The sequence below is a fragment of the Collinsella tanakaei genome (assembly GCF_016900375.1).
Taxonomy (GTDB): domain Bacteria; phylum Actinomycetota; class Coriobacteriia; order Coriobacteriales; family Coriobacteriaceae; genus Collinsella.
In genome coordinates, this window is sequence record NZ_JACJKB010000005.1 from 101,014 (window position 1) to 117,186 (window position 16,173).

Here is a 16,173-nt window from a genome sequence, read left to right on the forward strand (position 1 = left end):
CCTTACGCGGTGCCGCTATCCTTCCGACCCATCACCTGCTCGCGCAGCTGCGCCTGCCGATGCCGGCTGACCGGCAGCTTCGTGCCGTCGTCAAGCGTGAGCTCACCGGTCGCGAGCGAGCGGACGCGCTCGAGGTTCACGACGATCGACCGGTGGCAGTAGACGAACTGCTCGGAGGGCAGCTCTTGGGCGATCTGCTCGAGCGATGCGCTCAGGTGGATGGATTCCCCGCTGACAAGATGAACGATGCGCTCGCGCTTGAGCGACTCCACGAACCGAACGTCTACGGCCAAAAAGCTCGTCGCCTGCGTGGGCGTCGCGATGACGATGGGCGCATCGGTGCGCGCGGGCGCCTCGCCGAGCTCGGCGATTTCCGCCTCGAGCTCCCGCACGCGGCCGCGCTCCGCCTGGAGGTGGTCTTCCAGCATGCGCCTGCGTTCGGCGCTGAGCCTGAGCGCACCCTCGAGCTCGCTTTGGCGCAGCGTGTTCGTGCGCAGCGTCTCGATCGTGCGAAGCGTCCACCAGACGACCACGACGATGGCGATGGTCGCCATGTGGGCAAGGGGCGAGGTGGGCTGCATGAACCCGATGGGCGTCAGCCACTCCCCGAGCAGCAAGACCACGATGGGGATGGCGGGCAGGATGGCCATATGCCACCAGACCTGCGCATCGATGCCGGTGGCGAACAGCGTGCGGACATAGCGCATGAGCGCCGACATGGGGACAAACGAGATGGCGGTGATCAGCGCCAGCGCCACCAAGGTCGAGAACTCGTAGGTCTGCGCCGGGTCTGTCGCGAGGTCGAAGGACTCGATCATGAAGTTCCACAGCATCGTGACGGCGTAGCCGTAGCACATCGCCAGCACGAAGGCGAAGATCTTATGCGAGGTATCGGCCTCGATGGCGCGCATGTAGTACGGGCACAGCGCGCCGATCATGCAAAATCCCAATAGGTTGTGCGCGAGGAAGCGCCCGTAGCCGGGCAGCGGCAGCACCGCGAGCGCGATGAAGGGCACGAGCGCCACGGCGATGATGGCGAAAACATGGCGCCACGCGCTCGATATGTCGTTGCCCCCTTGGGAAAACGGGATGACGCAGAGCGCCGCGCAGGGCAGATTCTGCATAAGGAGCCCGACGACGGTCCACAGCGCGACGACGACGGATTCCATAAACGAAAGAGCCTTTCTTTTGATGGCGACCGATGCGGATGGGCCGCTTCGGCGCCGGGCGTACATAGGCAGGATGGCGCGGCACCGCACCTTTATATCCCTTCTGCGCTACCAAAACAGCTACATTTCACGCCGGGTCGGCACCGTTCGCGCCGGAATCGTTGCACGCGCTTCGACGGCGCCGGTACAATTTGCATCTATGTGATACGAGCCCTGCGCTCCCTTCAGATGAGAAATGAGGCGATTGCCATGCAGCATGGCATGTTCGGGAGAAAGGCCAGCGTATCGTCCCGCGTAGCGGCGTCGATGGCTGCCCTCGCCGTCGCCGGCGGCCTTCTGTGCCCCGCCGCGGCGTTTGCCCAGTCGGTCGGTTCCCTCGACATCGTGCATATCAACGATATCCACGGCAACTACGCCGTCGACTACGAGAACGAGGCGGATGGCACCGAGATGACCATCAACGCCTTCTCGGCGCTGAAGCAGACCATCGACGAGGTCGATCCCGCCTTCGCGCTCGACGCGGGCGATACGTTCCACGGCAATTCGTTCGCGACGGTCAACAAGGGCACCTCCATCGCCGAGCTGCTCGAGACCGCGGGCGTCGACGCCACGACGCCGGGCAACCACGACTGGAGCTATGGTTCGGAGCAGCTCGATTCGATCGATGCAGCCTTCGATTTCTCGATCCTCGCGGCGAATGTGGTGGACGCCGAGATGGGCGAGCAGCTCTTCGACGACCCCTACCTGCTGCGCGAAGTCGCGCTCGAGGACGAGGGCGGCGACCCCACATCGACCACGGTGACCGTGGGCGTGTTCGGCGTCATCGACGAGGAGTTCTACACCTCCACCCCTGCGAAGAACGTCGAGGGCCTGCGCTTCGAGGACGCTGCCGAGACCGCGGACGACATGGCCGCCGAGCTGCGCGCCCAGGGCGCCGACATCGTCGTGTGCCTGTCGCACAGCGCCGACCCGCAGGAGCTCGCCGAGCAGACGAGCGGCATCGATGCCGTCGTCTCCGGCCATGAGCACATCTCCATCGACGACACCGTGACCTCCGCCGACGGCACCGAGGTCGCCGTGGTCGAGACGCCCTCGAGCCCCGCCGCCAGCTACTTCGGCACCATCGGCGTGCTCACGCTCGACATCGCCGACGACGGCGACGGCACCTATTCGGTGGAGGACCACTCCGAGGAGAAGATCGCGACGGCAGACCCCGCATTCGCCGACACCGATCCGGATATCGCCGCGGCGACCGACATGATCCTCGAGATGAACGCCGAGGTCCTCGACGAGCCCGTGAGGACGAGCGAGAGCGACTACCCCTACAGCACGGGCACCGCTCCGGGCGGCTGGGAGCTCATCCGCACCCAGGATGAGCCCATCGGCCATCTGGTGACCGGCTCCTATCTGGTCGAGACCGGAGCCGACCTCGCCTTCGAGAACGCCGGCGGCATCCGCGGCGGCATCACGGCGGGCGAGGTGACCGCTGGCGACCTCATCTCCATCTCGCCCTACGGCAACACCCTTGCCACCTATAAGCTCACCGGCGCCGAGATCCGCGAGGCGATCGAGACCTCGCTCGACATCTCCAAGGCGTGCCGCGACGTGCTCGCCCTGCAGATCGAGGCGCTCGAGAACGGCGAGGACCCCTACCAGTACAGCTGGCCGAGCAACTCGGGCTCGGTGCTCGTGGTGGGCGGCGCCGTGATGCGCATCGATTGGGGCCAGCCGCGCGGCTCGCGCCTCGTGTCCATCGAGGTCGGCGGCGCGCCGCTCGACGACGCCCGTACCTACACCGTGGCCATCAACAGCTATCTGCCCGGCAGCACCGATGAGTACCCGATGTTCGGCGACATGGAGCTCGTGGCGGAGTGGGGCACCTGCGAGGAGGCCCTGCGCAACCTGGTTTCGCAGGACGGCTGGGAGCAGAAGGTCGCCGACGTGTCCGGCTCGACGGAGTACGTCGAGATGGCCGAGGATCCCGAGCCCGAGCCGACCCCCGAGCCCGAGCCGACCCCGGAGCCGGCGCCGACGCCCGACCTGGAGCCGAGCCCCGCGCCCGAGACGCCCGCCGGCCCCTCGACCGGGGAGGGGCAGGGCCAGAACGCCGCTGCTTCTGGCACGGGTTCCGCGGCACACGCCGCGTCGCTCCCGCAGACCGGCGACGGCATCGCGCTCGTCAGCCTCCTGTTCGCCGCCGGCGCGGTCTGTTCCGGCATCGGTGCGGGCATGGCCGTGAGGCGCCCGCGCCGCAAGTAGACAACTTGCGTTTGGGCCCATCCGCCTCGGCGGATTCCCGATGATACGCGTGCGGCGGGGCCAAGCGACCCCGCCGCACGTTACCGTTTTGTTCCATATAAGGGCCATTCGTGACAGGCGCGCTGCGACGGCCTGAAAGGTTGGTTACGATAGCTCGATACGAGGCAGATATGCTGCATGTTCGTGTCCGTAAGGAGGCGGAGACGCCGTGGTAGATATCCGTTCCGGCAGGTTGGTGCGCAAGCTCATGGTCGCGTTCGCGCTGTTCGCCATCATCGCCGCCACGCTCTCGGCGGTGTTCATCCACACGAGCGTTCGCAGCACCTACCTGGATACCCAGGCGCAGCGTCTGGCGCAGCTTGCCGATTACGCGGGCGCCTCGGCGTCGTCCAACGGCTACGACGCGGGAAACGACCTGCCGTCGTGGCTCGATATGGGCGACATCATCAACCGCGGCACCTCCTACGAGGACTTCCTTGCCGAGCAGCAGCTCGCCTACGACACGTATAACGACCTGATCGCGCGCTACAACGAGGCGGAGCTGGCGGGCGACACCCCGACCGCCGACGCACTGCTGCCCCAGGTCAGCGCGGCCGAGGAGAACTACGCGCGCGTGAGCGTCGCCTCGTATTACTACTCGCTGTTCAACATGCTGAGCCGCCTCAAGAGCGCCTACGAGGTCTCGGACTTCATGATCATCGCGCCCGAGGACGACCGTCAGACGGCCATGTGCATCGCCGCCGGCATCGCAGGCGAGGAATCCCCGGCTGCGGGCGACGTCGCGTTTCTCGGCGACGACATCGAGTGCCCGGAGAGCAGCTACCCGGGTCTGTGGCGCGCCTACGACACGGGAAAGACCCCTGCCGAGCTGGAGCTTTCGCCCGACGGCTCGCGCTACCTCATGTACGTCCCCGTCTCTTCGGTGTTCACGGATACCTGGCTGTGCGTCGTGTCCATCCCGTCCGATGAGCTCGACAGCGCCGTCATGGACCAGATGGTGCCCACCCTGGGCGTCACGGTGGCGGTCTACGTGATCTGCCTCGCGGCCCTGCTCGTGCTGTTCCGCTCCCAGCTCGTGCGTCCGCTGAGCGCCCTTTCGGGCATGGTGAGCACCTACGCGCAGACGCATGAGGCGGATACCGCGGGCTCGATTCGCGAGCGCACCTGGCCGCGTGACGAGATCGGCATCCTTGCCGATCGCACCGCCGAGATGATCGACGAGACCGACGCCTACACCAAGAGCCTGTCGGCCCTCACGGCCGAGCGCGAGCGCGTCCGCTCCGAGCTCGCGGTCGCCACGCGCATCCAGGCGTCGGCGCTGCCCGAGGTCGCCCCGCCCTTTACCGGCGAGTGCGGCTTCACCTTGGCGGCCTCGATGGAGCCCGCCAAGGAGGTCGGCGGCGACTTCTTCGATTTCTTCATGGTCGACGACACGCACGTGGCCGTTCTCGTGGCCGACGTATCCGACAAAGGCGTGCCGGCGGCGCTGTTCATGATGCGCTCGAAGGCCATCATCAAGCAGCTCGTGATGGAGGGCCGCGCCCCCGCCGAGGCCCTGGCGCGCGCCAACGATGACCTATGCCACGACAACGAGCAGGGCATGTTCGTGACGGTGTGGCTCGGCGTGCTCGACACGACGAACGGCACGCTCAGCTACGCCTGCGCGGGCCACAACCCGCCGGTCGTGCGGTCTGCCGACGGCTCGATCGTATGGCTGCGCGACCGTTCGGGCCTCATGCTCGGCGCGTTCGGCGGTGTCTCGTACCGTGCGTTCACCCGCACGCTCGAGATGGGTGAGACGCTGGTGCTCTACACTGATGGCGTGACCGAGGCGATGGACGAATCCGGAACCTGCCTGGGCGAGCCCGCGCTCGAGGAGCTGGTGGCGCAGGCCACCGGCGAGCCGAGCGAGATGATGGCCCACGTGTTCGCGGGCGTGCACGCCTATGCCGGCAACGCACCCCAGGCCGACGACATCACCGTGCTGTGCCTGCGGCGTACCGCGGCGCCGGCAACTTCCGCATAACCTTTCGAGAAGATGGGAGCTACCCATGAGCGATCAGTTGACCATTGCGAACGTTGACGGGAAGCCCGGCGCGCTGAAGCTCACGGGGCGCCTGAACACCTCGACTGCCTCGGAGCTCGAGGGCGCCATCACGCAGGCGCTCGAGGAGTCGGCGGATATCGTTCTCGACTGCGCCGACCTGGAGTACCTCTCCTCGGCGGGCCTCCGTGTCCTCGTGGGCGCCCACAAGCGCGCGACGGGTGCGGGCGGCGGCGTGCGCCTGGTGTCGTGCGTGCCCGACGTGCGCGAGGTGTTCGAGATCACCGGCCTCATCGATATCTTCGAGGTGAGCTGATCATGGGCGCCCGCGTCGCCGAGCGCCGGTTTCCGGCCGACCTGAGCGCCGAGCCCGCTGCCCAAAAGCTGCTCTCCGAGGCGCTCGAGGGCACGTCGGTTCCCAGGCGGACGCGCCTCGAGCTCGAGCTCATGCTCGAGGAGCTGTTCGTCAACGTGGTGCGCTACGCCTACCCGGATGCCGCTTCGGACCCCTTTGTCGACCTGCGCATCTACGTCGATGACGAAGCTGAGTGCGTCGTGGTGACCATCGCCGACAGGGGCGTCCCGTTCGATCCGTTTGACCGCCCCCTTCCGGAGCGACCTTCCTCGATCGAGGAGGTGCCCGTTGGGGGATTGGGTATCGTATTAGTGAGGAAGCTGTCCGACGCATATGAATACAGAAGGGAGGACGCTATGAACAAAGCACGTTTTGCGAAGCTGTGGGGCGGGGCGCGCGACCGCCGTCTCGACCGCAGCGATAGGGTCGTCGAGATCCCGCAGGAATCCGTGCGCACCGTGCGCCTGGACGACAAGGAGCTCGACGGCGTCGTGGGCGGCATCAGCGGCATCGCCGTCCGCCCCAATCCCGGTATGCGTTAGCGAATCGCTTGACGCATCTCGCGTCCCCGATGTGCCGCGGCGGGAAGCTGCGGAACCTGGTCAGTCGGTTCAGCTTCTTGTGTCCTCTTCGCCAGGCTCCCGGTTTCTCGCTGCGGCCATCGGGTTGTCGGATACGCCGACCGCCTGCCCGCGCGCCCCTCGCCGTTGTGCACGGGGGACGCGAGGGCAGGCGGTCGAAACGTTTCGTTCCCTTCGGGGCGTCTCTTTCTATTGGTTAAGCAAGCGAGGTGGCATATGTCCGGACCGTTCAGGCAGAAGAGCCTCGACCACATGAACTCTCCCGAGCACTTGGACGACTACATCCAGGTGTCGAATCCCGGCGCCTGGCTTGCGCTGGTGGTGGTGCTCCTGCTACTCGGTGCCGGTTTGATCTGGGGTGCGTTCGGCCGCATTAGCGATACGCGCGAGATCGTGGTCGTCGCCGGCAGGAGCGGTGCGACCTGCTATGTGGATAGCGCCTCGGGTACCGAGATGTCGCGCGGCGACAAGGTGGTCGTAAACGGGGTCGAGGGCGCTATCAGCTCGGTGGGCGACACCGCCGTGCCCGAGAGCTCGGTCGATACGCCCGGCATCGCCGGGCCGGCGAGCGGCTGGTACAACGTGGGCGTCGTGCTGATCGACCTCGACCCCGGTGTCTACCGGGGCACGCTGACGGTCAAGACCTATGAGCCCTTCGAGCTTCTGTTTGGTGCCGCATGAGTGCCGCGCGTCGCGGGCACGCGGTGACGCCGCTGGGCAAGCTGGCGGGCCGCGTACCGCAGATCATGCAGATGGAGGCGCTCGAGTGCGGCGCCGCCTGCCTGACGATCATCGCCGCGTACTACGGCAAGTGGCTGCCGCTCGAGCAGGTGCGCCGCGATTGCGGCGTCTCGCGCGATGGCCAGAGCGCCCTGAACATCGTCAAGGCGGCGCGCACCTACGGTTTCGATGCGCGCGGGTACCGCTTTGAGATCGACAGCCTGGTCGAGCAGGGTCAGTTCCCCTGCATCGTGCACTGGGGGTTCAACCACTTCGTCGTCCTCCGCGGCTTCAAGAAGGGGCGCGCCTACCTGAACGACCCGGCGCGCGGCGAGGTCAAGATACCGATCGAGGATTTCGACCGCGAGTTCACGGGCGTCGTGCTCACGATGACGCCGACCGAGGAGTTCGAGCCATCGGGTCAGCCCGCGAGCATCGCCGCGTTCGCGCGCGAGCGCCTGCGCGGTACGTCGTCGGCAATCATCTTCCTGATGCTCACGACCGTGATCACCTCGGTGCTGGGTCTTGTCAACCCCGCCTTGTCCCAGGTGTTCACCGACCGCCTGCTCACCGGGCAGAGCCCCAGCTGGGCCATGCCCTTCATCGTGCTGCTCGCCATCGTGGCGCTCATCCAGGTGGTCGTTGCGGCCCTCAACGCCGTGTACCTGCTGCGCCTCGAGGGCAAGATGGCCGTGGCATCCAATTCGAGCTTCATGTGGCACGTCCTGCGCCTGCCCATGGAGTTCTTCTCGCAGCGCATGGCTGCCGATATCACCTCCCGCGCCGCGACGAACGCCACGATCGCCCAGACGCTCGTGGGCACGCTCGCGCCGCTTGCCATCAACGGGGTCATGCTCGTCGTGTACCTGGTGATCATGGTGACCTACTCGCCGCTCCTTGCGGCCATCGGCGTCGTTTCGGTCCTGCTGAACATCGGTGTCGCGAGGATCATCTCCAGGCGCCGCATCAACATCGCGCGCGTGCAGATGCGCGACGAGGCCAACCTCTCGTCGGCGACCATGGCCGGCATCTCCATGATCGAGACGCTCAAGGCGTCCGGCGTGGAGTCGGGCTTCTTCTGCCGCTGGGCGGGTTTTCAGGCGAACGCCAACGCGCAGCGCGTGCGCTACGCCCAGATCGAGCAGCGTCTCGGCCTGGTGCCGCAGCTGGTGACGACCGCCTCGAACGTCGCGGTGCTCGTCTGCGGCGTGTGGCTCATCATGGCGGGCGAGTTCACGATCGGTATGCTCCTCGCGTTCCAGGGCTTTGCCGCGCAGTTCTCCGCGCCGGTGAAGTCGATGATCAGCAGCATGCAGCAGTTCCAGGAGATGCGCACCGAGATGGAGCGCATCAAGGACGTCATGGATTACGATGTCGACCCATTGTGCGTCGACCAGGACATCGCCGCGCCCGAGGACGGGGCGGACCTCGAGAAGCTGCGCGGCCGCGTGACGCTCGACCATGTGACCTTCGGCTATTCGCCGTTGGCGGCGCCGCTTCTGACCGATTTCTGCCTCGATGTCAAACCGGGCGGCAGCGTCGCACTCGTGGGCGCGTCCGGCTGCGGCAAGTCCACGCTCGCCAAGCTGATCAGCGGCCTGTACCGTCCCTGGTCCGGCGAGGTGCGGCTCGATGACATGCCGCTCGCCGAGGTGCCGCGCGACGTGCGCTGCGCCTCCCTGTCCGTCATCGACCAGGAGATCACCCTGTTCCACGACACCATCTCGAACAACATCCGCCTGTGGGACGAGTCCATCAAGGATTACGAGGTCGTGCTCGCCGCGCGCGACGCCGGCATCCACGATGTGGTCATGCAGCGCGAGGGCGGCTACGATTCCATGCTCTCCGAGGGCGGCCGCGACCTCTCCGGCGGTCAGCGTCAGCGCCTCGAGATCGCCCGCGCGCTCGCCGCCGACCCCGTCATCCTCATCCTGGACGAGGCCACGAGCGCGCTCGATGCCCAGACGGAGGCTGAGGTCATGGAGGCCATCAGGCGCCGCGGCATCACTCTCGTGGTCATCGCGCACCGCCTTTCCGCCGTGCGCGATTGCGACGAGATCATCGTGCTCGACCACGGCCAGGTCGTGGAGCGCGGCACGCACGACGAGCTATATGCGGCAGACGGCGTCTATACGCGTCTGGTATCTGCGGAGTAGGGGGCGTTCATGGGTTGGTTCGAAAGCCAGGTCGAGGAACGGCGCCGCTCCGACGACGAACGCCTCGAGGCGGCGCTTCGGCGCCTGTCCGACGCGGTGACCGGCAAGCGCACCGCCGAGGCGAATTCGACGATGGCGCAGGCGACGGGTGCGCTCGACATCGTCTTGGCCTATTACGGCGTCGAGGGCAGCGAGGCCCCGCGCGGCGTGGTGGACGTGCGCGAGCTCATCGACGCGCGCCTGCGCTCGACGGGCATCATGTACCGTCCGGTGCGCCTGTCCAAAGGCTGGTATCACGACGCCATGGGCGCCATGCTCGGCTTTGCCGACGATGGGCTGCCGGTGGCGCTCGTCCCGCAGGCGCGCGGCGGGTACTGCTTCTACGACGGCATGGGCGCGGTCACGGTCAACGCCCGCACGGCTGAGAGGCTGGCGCCCGAGGCGTTCTGCTTCTACCGCCCGCTTCCGCAAAAGGAGCTGGGCGTGCTCGACATCCTGATGTACATGGTCCGGTCGCTCGACCGTAGCGACTACGTCGCGGTGCTGCTCGCCTCGCTTGCGGTGACGCTGCTCGGCATGGTGGCGCCCCGCGTCAACCAGGTCGTGTTCGGCCCGGTGATCGAGATGGGCGACATCGGCATCGTCGGCCCGGTGGCGGCGCTGCTGGTCGGCGTGCTCTTCGCGCAGGTGTTCGTCGGCGGCATCAAGCAGATGGTGATGACGCGCATCTCCACCAAGCTCAACCTCCCGCTCGAGGCCGCGGTCATGATGCGCGTGCTCTCGCTGCCGGCGTCGTTTTTCGGCTCGTGGCAGTCGGGCGACCTCGCCGCGCGCGTGAACGTGGTGAGCGCCATCGCCGGCCAGCTGCAGAACATCGTGCTTTCCGCCGGACTGAACTCCCTGTTCTCTCTTGCCTATGTGGCGCAGATCTCGAACATCGCCCCGGCGCTCGCGGCTCCGGCGCTTCTCGTGGTCGCAGTCACCACGATCGTCACGGTTGTGGTCGCGCTCGCTCAGATGCGCATCGTGCGCAAGCAGCTTGAGGTGGGCATGAACCTTTCCGGCTGGCAGCTCGGCCTTATCGGCGGCGTGCAGAAGATCCGTCTCGCCGGCGCCGAGAAGCGCGCTTTCTCCACCTGGGCCGACATCTACCAGGAGCAGGCCCGCCTGACGTACAACGGCCCTTGGCTCGTGCGCCTATCGTCGACCATCCAGACGCTCGTCTCGCTCGGCGGCACGATCCTCATCTACGGCAGCGCGCTTGCCGGCGGCGTCACGGTTGCCGGGTACATGGCGTTCTCATCCGCGTACGGTTCCGTTTCGGCGGCGTTTGCCGCGCTTGCCAGCGCGGCGGTTCAGATCGCCAACATCAGGCCGTATCTCGATATGGCAAAGCCCCTGCTCAAGACCATGCCGGAGACCTCCGAGGACAAGCGCCCCGTCGAGCGGATCTCGGGCGGCTTCGAGCTGAGCAACGTCACCTTCTCGTATCGCGAGGGCCAGCCGCCGGTGCTGTCCAACCTGACGCTCAAGGTTCGCCCGGGCGACTACGTGGCCGTGGTGGGAAAGACCGGCTGCGGAAAGTCGACGCTCATGCGCCTGCTGCTCGGGTTCGAGCATCCGCAGCGCGGCGCGGTCTACTACGACGGGCACGACCTGGCGAGCGTCGACGCCGGCAGCATCCGCAAGCGCATCGGCGTGGTGCTGCAGGACGGCAAGCTCTTCCAGGGCAGCATCTACGACAACATCGCCATCTCGGCGCCGGGCCTCACCCAGGATGAGGCATGGGAGGCGGCCGAGCTCGCCGGCATCGCCGACGACATCAGGGCCATGCCCATGGGCATGCACACGATGGTCACCGAGGGCGGCGGAGGCGTTTCGGGCGGTCAGCGCCAGCGCATCATGATCGCGCGCGCCATCGCCGCGAAGCCCAAGATCCTCATGTTCGACGAGGCGACGAGCGCGCTCGACAACGTGACCCAGCGCATCGTGTCCGAATCGCTCGATACGCTCAACTGCACCCGCCTGGTCATCGCGCACCGCCTGTCAACCATCCGCAACTGCAACCGCATCGTGGTCCTCGATGGCGGACACATCGTGGAGGACGGCACCTACGAGGAGCTCATGGCGGCCGGCGGGCTGTTCAGCTCGCTTGTGGCGCGCCAGCAGGCATAAGGGCCTGCGCACCGCTATGCGCGATCGATAGAAACCGAGCGCCCGCATCCGGACCTGTCGGATGCGGGCGCTCGTCTTGTGCGCGGATCGCTGCGGTTGAATGGATCCTAGATCAGGATGGTCGTGGGGCCCTCGGAATCGGACATGGGGGCTGCGGATTCGGCCCAGATGCCCTTGGGGTTCACGTTGCCGAAGCCGGCGTCGACGACCTCGATGCGCTTGCCGCCGCTCGCGCCCTCGAGCTCCTCGTCGTTCAGGGCCTCGACGCGCTCGTCGATACGCTTCTCGTCAGTCAGGGCTGCCTCCTTTGCGCCGTGTTTGGTCTGCGCGTGCGCGCAATGCCTGGTATGCGCCGGTCGATGCGTCGGACGAGTCGCGATCCCGCGGTCGGTCGGCGGTTCCCTCTGATCGTATTGTTGCATGGAGTGGGTGCGTTCGACGTGCACGTTCGTGCCCGTTGACGCCCGTTCGCGCCTTATGTCAAGCCGAGTGGCATTCGGGGATATGCCGTGCGGCGCGCAAACGCTTGCATCCACCTGCAGCGGGTGTGCCGCCGCTGTTCTTTTTCGCGGCGCTCCAGGCACGGCTTCCGTTGCCCTTGTGCAACTAAACCGCTGGTACCGGTCATAGAGACCTGTACCAAAATCTGTCCTAGATTCCGGCTTTTGCATACCGGGTTCGGAGTACAATAATTCGTGCATGCGGATTTTTGTCCACTGATGCCGTCCAGATCGCCGGAGGGTATCCATGCACGGTAACTCCCGGAAGGTTTCGCTTTCCGGAACATGTACACCCAACTTGAGAGGAGAGGGGTATATGGCGCGTAAGTTCAAGTCTATGGACGGCAACGAGGCGGCTGCATACGTATCGTATGCATTCACCGAAGTTGCGGGTATCTACCCGATCACGCCGTCCAGCCCGATGGCCGACCATGTCGACCAGTGGGCCGCGCAGGGCAAGAAGAACATCTTCGGTACGCCCGTCAACGTCATCGAGATGGAGTCCGAGGCCGGTGCTGCCGGTACCGTCCACGGTTCGCTCGGTGCCGGTGCTCTGACCACGACCTACACGGCGTCTCAGGGCCTGCTGCTCATGATCCCGAACATGTACAAGATCGCGGGCGAGGGCCTGCCGGGCGTCTTCCACGTGTCCGCCCGTTGCGTCGCCTCCCACGCTCTTAACATCTTCGGCGATCACTCCGACGTCATGGCCTGCCGCCAGACCGGCTTCGCCATGCTCGCCGAGGGCAACGTCCAGGAGGTCATGGACCTCGCTCCCGTGGCGCACCTTGCTGCCATCGAGGGCAAGGTTCCGTTCCTGAACTTCTTCGACGGTTTCCGCACCTCCCACGAGATCCAGAAGGTCGCCACCTGGGACTACGCCGATCTCGCCGAGATGGTCGACATGGACGCCGTCCAGGCCTTCCGCGATCACGCGCTCAACCCTGAGCACCCCTCCGCGCGCGGCTCCCACGAGGACGGCGACGTTTTCTTCCAGCACCGCGAGGCCTGCAACAAGGCGTACGACGAGCTTCCCGCCGTCGTCGAGGAGTACATGGGCAAGATCAATGCCAAGCTCGGCACTGATTACGGCCTGTTCAACTACTACGGCGCCGCCGACGCCGACCGCGTCGTGGTCTGCATGGGCTCCTTCTGCGACACGCTCGAGGAGGTCATCGACTACCTGAACGCTCACGGCGAGAAGGTCGGCCTGGTCAAGGTCCGCCTGTTCCGTCCGTTCTCGATCAAGCACTTCGTCGACGTGCTGCCCGAGACCTGCACCAAGATCGCCGTCATGGACCGCACCAAGGAGCCCGGCTCCATCGGTGAGCCCCTGTATCAGGATGTCGTCTCCGCCCTCTACGAGGCTGGCAAGACCGGCATCACCGTGATCGGCGGCCGTTACGGCCTCGGCTCCAAGGACACCACCCCGGCGTCCGCCTTCGCGATCTACGAGGAGCTCAAGAAGGACGCTCCCGCCCGCGAGTTCACCGTCGGCATCGTGGACGACGTCACCAACCTCAGCCTGCCCGAGATGGACGACGCTCCCAACACCGCTGCCGAGGGCACGATCGAGTGCAAGTTCTGGGGTCTCGGCGGCGACGGTACCGTCGGTGCCAACAAGAACTCCATCAAGATCATCGGCGACCACACCGACAAGTACGTCCAGGCCTACTTCCAGTACGACTCCAAGAAGACCGGCGGCGTCACCATCTCGCACCTGCGCTTCGGTGATTCCCCGATCCGTTCGCCGTACTACATCTCCAAGGCCGACTTCGTGGCGTGCCACAACCCCTCCTACATCGTCAAGGGCTTCAAGATGGTCCGCGACGTCAAGCCTGGCGGCACCTTCCTGGTGAACTGCCAGTGGAACGACGAGGAGTTCTCCGCGCACATGCCCGCCGAGGCCAAGCGCTTCATCGCCAAGAACAACATCAACGTCTACCTGATCGACGCCATCGACCTGGCCGAGAAGGTCGGCATGGGCAAGCGCACCAACACGGTGCTGCAGTCCGCGTTCTTCGCGCTGGCGCAGGTCCTGCCCGCGGCTGACGCCATCGAGTACATGAAGGCCGCCGCCGAGAAGTCCTACGCCAAGAAGGGCCAGGCCATCGTCGAGGCCAACTGGAAGGCCATCGACGCCGGCGCCACCGCGTTCCACAAGTTCGAGGTTCCCGCCGACTGGGCCGACGCCACCGACGAGGTCGCCGAGCTCAGCGACGCCGAGTGCTCCGCCATCGCCAAGCAGGTCAAGGCCATCATGGAGCCGATCTCCCGCATGCAGGGCGACGAGCTTCCCGTTTCCGCCTTTACCGGCCACGAGGACGGTCAGTTCCTCACCGGCGCCTCCGCGTTCGAGAAGCGCGGCGTTGCCGTTATGGTTCCTCACTGGGATGAGACCAAGTGCATCCAGTGCAACCAGTGCTCCTATGTCTGCCCGCACGCGACGATCCGTCCGTTCGGTCTGACCGAGGCCGAGATCGAGGCCGCGCCGGAGAACCTGCGCACCCTCGACATCAAGGTCCCGAAGGACACCGGTCTCAAGTTCACCATGGCCGTGTCCCCGCTCGACTGCATGGGCTGCACCAACTGCGTCAAGGTCTGCCCGAAGGGCGCCCTCACCATGGTTCCGCAGGAGCAGGAGGCTGCCGAGCAGGCCGTCTTCGATTACTGCGTCGCCGAGGTCGAGCCCAAGCCGGTCCTCGAGGCCAACAACGTCAAGGGCTCCCAGTTCAAGCAGCCGCTGCTTGAGTTCTCCGGTTCCTGCGCTGGCTGCGCCGAGACCGCTTACGCCCGCCTCGTGACCCAGGTCTGCGGCGACCGTATGTTCATCTCCAACGCCACCGGCTGCTCCTCCATTTGGGGTAACCCCGCGGCCCGCTGCCCGTACACCACCAACAAGGATGGTCACGGCCCCGCGTGGAACAACTCCCTGTTCGAGGACAACGCCGAGCACGGTCTGGGTCTGGCTCTCGGTTACGAGGCCGTCCAGAACAAGCTCGTGGCTGAGACCGAGGAGCTCATCGCTGCCGACGGTACGCCCGAGGATGTCAAGACCACCGGTCAGGCCTGGATCGACGCCCGCAAGGACACCGAGGCCTCCAAGACCGCTGCCGCCGCGTACGTCGCTGCCCTCGAGGCTTGCGGCTGCGACAAGGCCAAGGCGATCCTGGCCGACAAGGCTTACCTCACCAAGAAGTCCTTCTGGATCTTCGGCGGCGACGGCTGGGCCTACGACATCGGCTTCGGCGGCCTGGACCACGTCCTGGCTTCCGGCCACGACATCAACGTCTTCGTCTTCGACACCGAGGTCTACTCCAACACCGGTGGTCAGGCGTCCAAGGCCTCTAACCTCGGCCAGGTCGCTCAGTTCGCCGCTGCTGGTAAGGCCATCAAGAAGAAGAGCCTTGCCGAGATCGCTATGAGCTACGGCTACATCTATGTCGCTCAGATCGCCATGGGTGCCAACCCGGCTCAGACGCTCAAGGCTATCCAGGAGGCCGAGGCCTTCGATGGTCCGTCGCTGATCATCGGCTACAGCCCCTGCGAGATGCACTCCATCAAGAAGGGCGGCATGCAGAACTGCCAGATGGAGATGAAGAAGGCTGTCGAGTGCGGTTACTGGAACCTCTTCCGCTTCAACCCCGCTGCGGACAAGAAGTTCACCCTCGACTCCAAGGAGCCGAAGGGCGGTTATCAGGAGTTCCTGATGAACGAGGCCCGCTATGCTTCCCTGACCCGTTCCTTCCCGGAGCGCGCTCAGGAGCTGTTCGCCGAGAACGAGCAGGCTGCTATGGACCGCTACGAGCACCTCGTCAAGCTCAACGCCCTCTACAACGAGTAACGGCGTTGCGCTCAGGCGCTTGCATCTAGTCTGAAAGGGACCCCGGGGCATCCGCTCCGGGGTCCCTTTGTGTATCGTGCCGTGTCTGGCCGCACGGATCGCACTTCGGCCGGTCCCCGTTCCGAGAACACATGGTGTCGGGCAGCAAAATCGCAAAAGCCCAGGAAACGGCCCGTCAACCTTCCGAGAATATATATTGTCGGAACGATAAACCCGCCTTTCCTGCGAAAACGCCAAATTGGCTTCCGAGAATATATTTATTCTCGGAAGGCTTGCGGGGTCAGCACCGTCATGCTGACGGGCGAAGCGCTGCTGTGCCATGCGGAGTGTGTCAAAACTTATGATGGCTTCATGGTCGCTTAAATGCTCC

General features: G+C 65.7%; 10 protein-coding genes. 8 read left to right on the top strand and 2 right to left on the bottom strand.

The genetic code is table 11. From position 1 onward, the window contains the following. Positions 1-2: 2 nt before the first annotated feature. A complete protein-coding gene (locus H6A16_RS04840) occupies positions 3-1,169 on the bottom strand; it encodes a LytTR family DNA-binding domain-containing protein (RefSeq protein ID WP_204616619.1) in 1,167 nt (388 codons plus the stop codon). 306 nt (positions 1,170-1,475) lie between these two features. On the opposite strand from H6A16_RS04840, the gene H6A16_RS04845 reads away from it, so the two are divergent. The 7 genes from H6A16_RS04845 (at position 1,476) to H6A16_RS04875 (ending at position 11,459) form a co-directional block, all read left to right on the top strand. Next, positions 1,476-3,428 (top strand): bifunctional metallophosphatase/5'-nucleotidase, encoded by a 1,953-nt coding sequence (locus H6A16_RS04845; protein ID WP_204616621.1) that lies wholly within the window; start codon positions 1,476-1,478, stop codon positions 3,426-3,428. A gap of 208 nt (positions 3,429-3,636) precedes the next feature. Then, positions 3,637-5,454, top strand: coding sequence for a SpoIIE family protein phosphatase (locus tag H6A16_RS11000; protein WP_204616623.1), 1,818 nt, complete (start codon positions 3,637-3,639; stop codon positions 5,452-5,454). Between the two features lie 25 nt (positions 5,455-5,479). Continuing rightward, positions 5,480-5,788, top strand: a complete 309-nt coding sequence (locus H6A16_RS04855) for an STAS domain-containing protein (protein ID WP_204616625.1) — start codon at positions 5,480-5,482, stop codon at positions 5,786-5,788. A 2-nt stretch (positions 5,789-5,790) separates the two neighbouring features. Further along, positions 5,791-6,369 carry an ATP-binding protein gene (locus tag H6A16_RS04860; RefSeq protein WP_204616627.1) on the top strand — a complete coding sequence of 193 codons (579 nt, stop codon included), beginning with the start codon at positions 5,791-5,793 and terminating at the stop codon, positions 6,367-6,369. 255 nt (positions 6,370-6,624) lie between these two features. Further along, positions 6,625-7,089: a hypothetical protein gene (locus H6A16_RS04865; protein ID WP_204616635.1), complete on the top strand. Its 465-nt coding sequence runs from the start codon at positions 6,625-6,627 to the stop codon at positions 7,087-7,089. After that, on the top strand, positions 7,086-9,284 hold the full coding sequence (locus H6A16_RS04870) for an NHLP family bacteriocin export ABC transporter peptidase/permease/ATPase subunit (protein WP_204616636.1): 2,199 nt from the start codon (positions 7,086-7,088) through the stop codon (positions 9,282-9,284). The genes H6A16_RS04865 and H6A16_RS04870 overlap by 4 nt, the downstream gene beginning before the upstream one ends. Before the next feature lie 9 nt (positions 9,285-9,293). After that, positions 9,294-11,459, top strand: a complete 2,166-nt coding sequence (locus H6A16_RS04875) for an NHLP bacteriocin export ABC transporter permease/ATPase subunit (RefSeq protein WP_204616638.1) — start codon at positions 9,294-9,296, stop codon at positions 11,457-11,459. Positions 11,460-11,566: 107 nt separating this feature from the next. Here H6A16_RS04875 and H6A16_RS04880 read toward each other — a convergent pair whose 3' ends face one another. Next, positions 11,567-11,881 (bottom strand): hypothetical protein, encoded by a 315-nt coding sequence (locus tag H6A16_RS04880; RefSeq protein WP_204616640.1) that lies wholly within the window; start codon positions 11,879-11,881, stop codon positions 11,567-11,569. Positions 11,882-12,275: 394 nt separating this feature from the next. On the opposite strand from H6A16_RS04880, the gene nifJ reads away from it, so the two are divergent. Next, entirely contained in the window at positions 12,276-15,803 is a 3,528-nt protein-coding gene (nifJ, locus tag H6A16_RS04885) for a pyruvate:ferredoxin (flavodoxin) oxidoreductase (RefSeq protein WP_204616641.1), read from the top strand. The last annotated feature ends 370 nt before the right edge of the window (positions 15,804-16,173 follow it).

Bases quoted from the DNA above. Each gene is read 5' to 3' on its own strand.
- H6A16_RS04840 (WP_204616619.1), bottom strand. From the start codon at position 1,169: ATGGAATCCGTCGTCGTCGCGCTGTGGACCGTCGTCGGGCTCCTTATG.
- H6A16_RS04845 (WP_204616621.1), top strand. From the start codon at position 1,476: ATGGCTGCCCTCGCCGTCGCCGGCGGCCTTCTGTGCCCCGCCGCGGCG.
- H6A16_RS04855 (WP_204616625.1), top strand. From the start codon at position 5,480: ATGAGCGATCAGTTGACCATTGCGAACGTTGACGGGAAGCCCGGCGCG.
- H6A16_RS04860 (WP_204616627.1), top strand. From the start codon at position 5,791: ATGGGCGCCCGCGTCGCCGAGCGCCGGTTTCCGGCCGACCTGAGCGCC.
- H6A16_RS04865 (WP_204616635.1), top strand. From the start codon at position 6,625: ATGTCCGGACCGTTCAGGCAGAAGAGCCTCGACCACATGAACTCTCCC.
- H6A16_RS04870 (WP_204616636.1), top strand. From the start codon at position 7,086: ATGAGTGCCGCGCGTCGCGGGCACGCGGTGACGCCGCTGGGCAAGCTG.
- H6A16_RS04875 (WP_204616638.1), top strand. From the start codon at position 9,294: ATGGGTTGGTTCGAAAGCCAGGTCGAGGAACGGCGCCGCTCCGACGAC.
- H6A16_RS04880 (WP_204616640.1), bottom strand. From the start codon at position 11,881: ATGCAACAATACGATCAGAGGGAACCGCCGACCGACCGCGGGATCGCG.
- nifJ (WP_204616641.1), top strand. From the start codon at position 12,276: ATGGCGCGTAAGTTCAAGTCTATGGACGGCAACGAGGCGGCTGCATAC.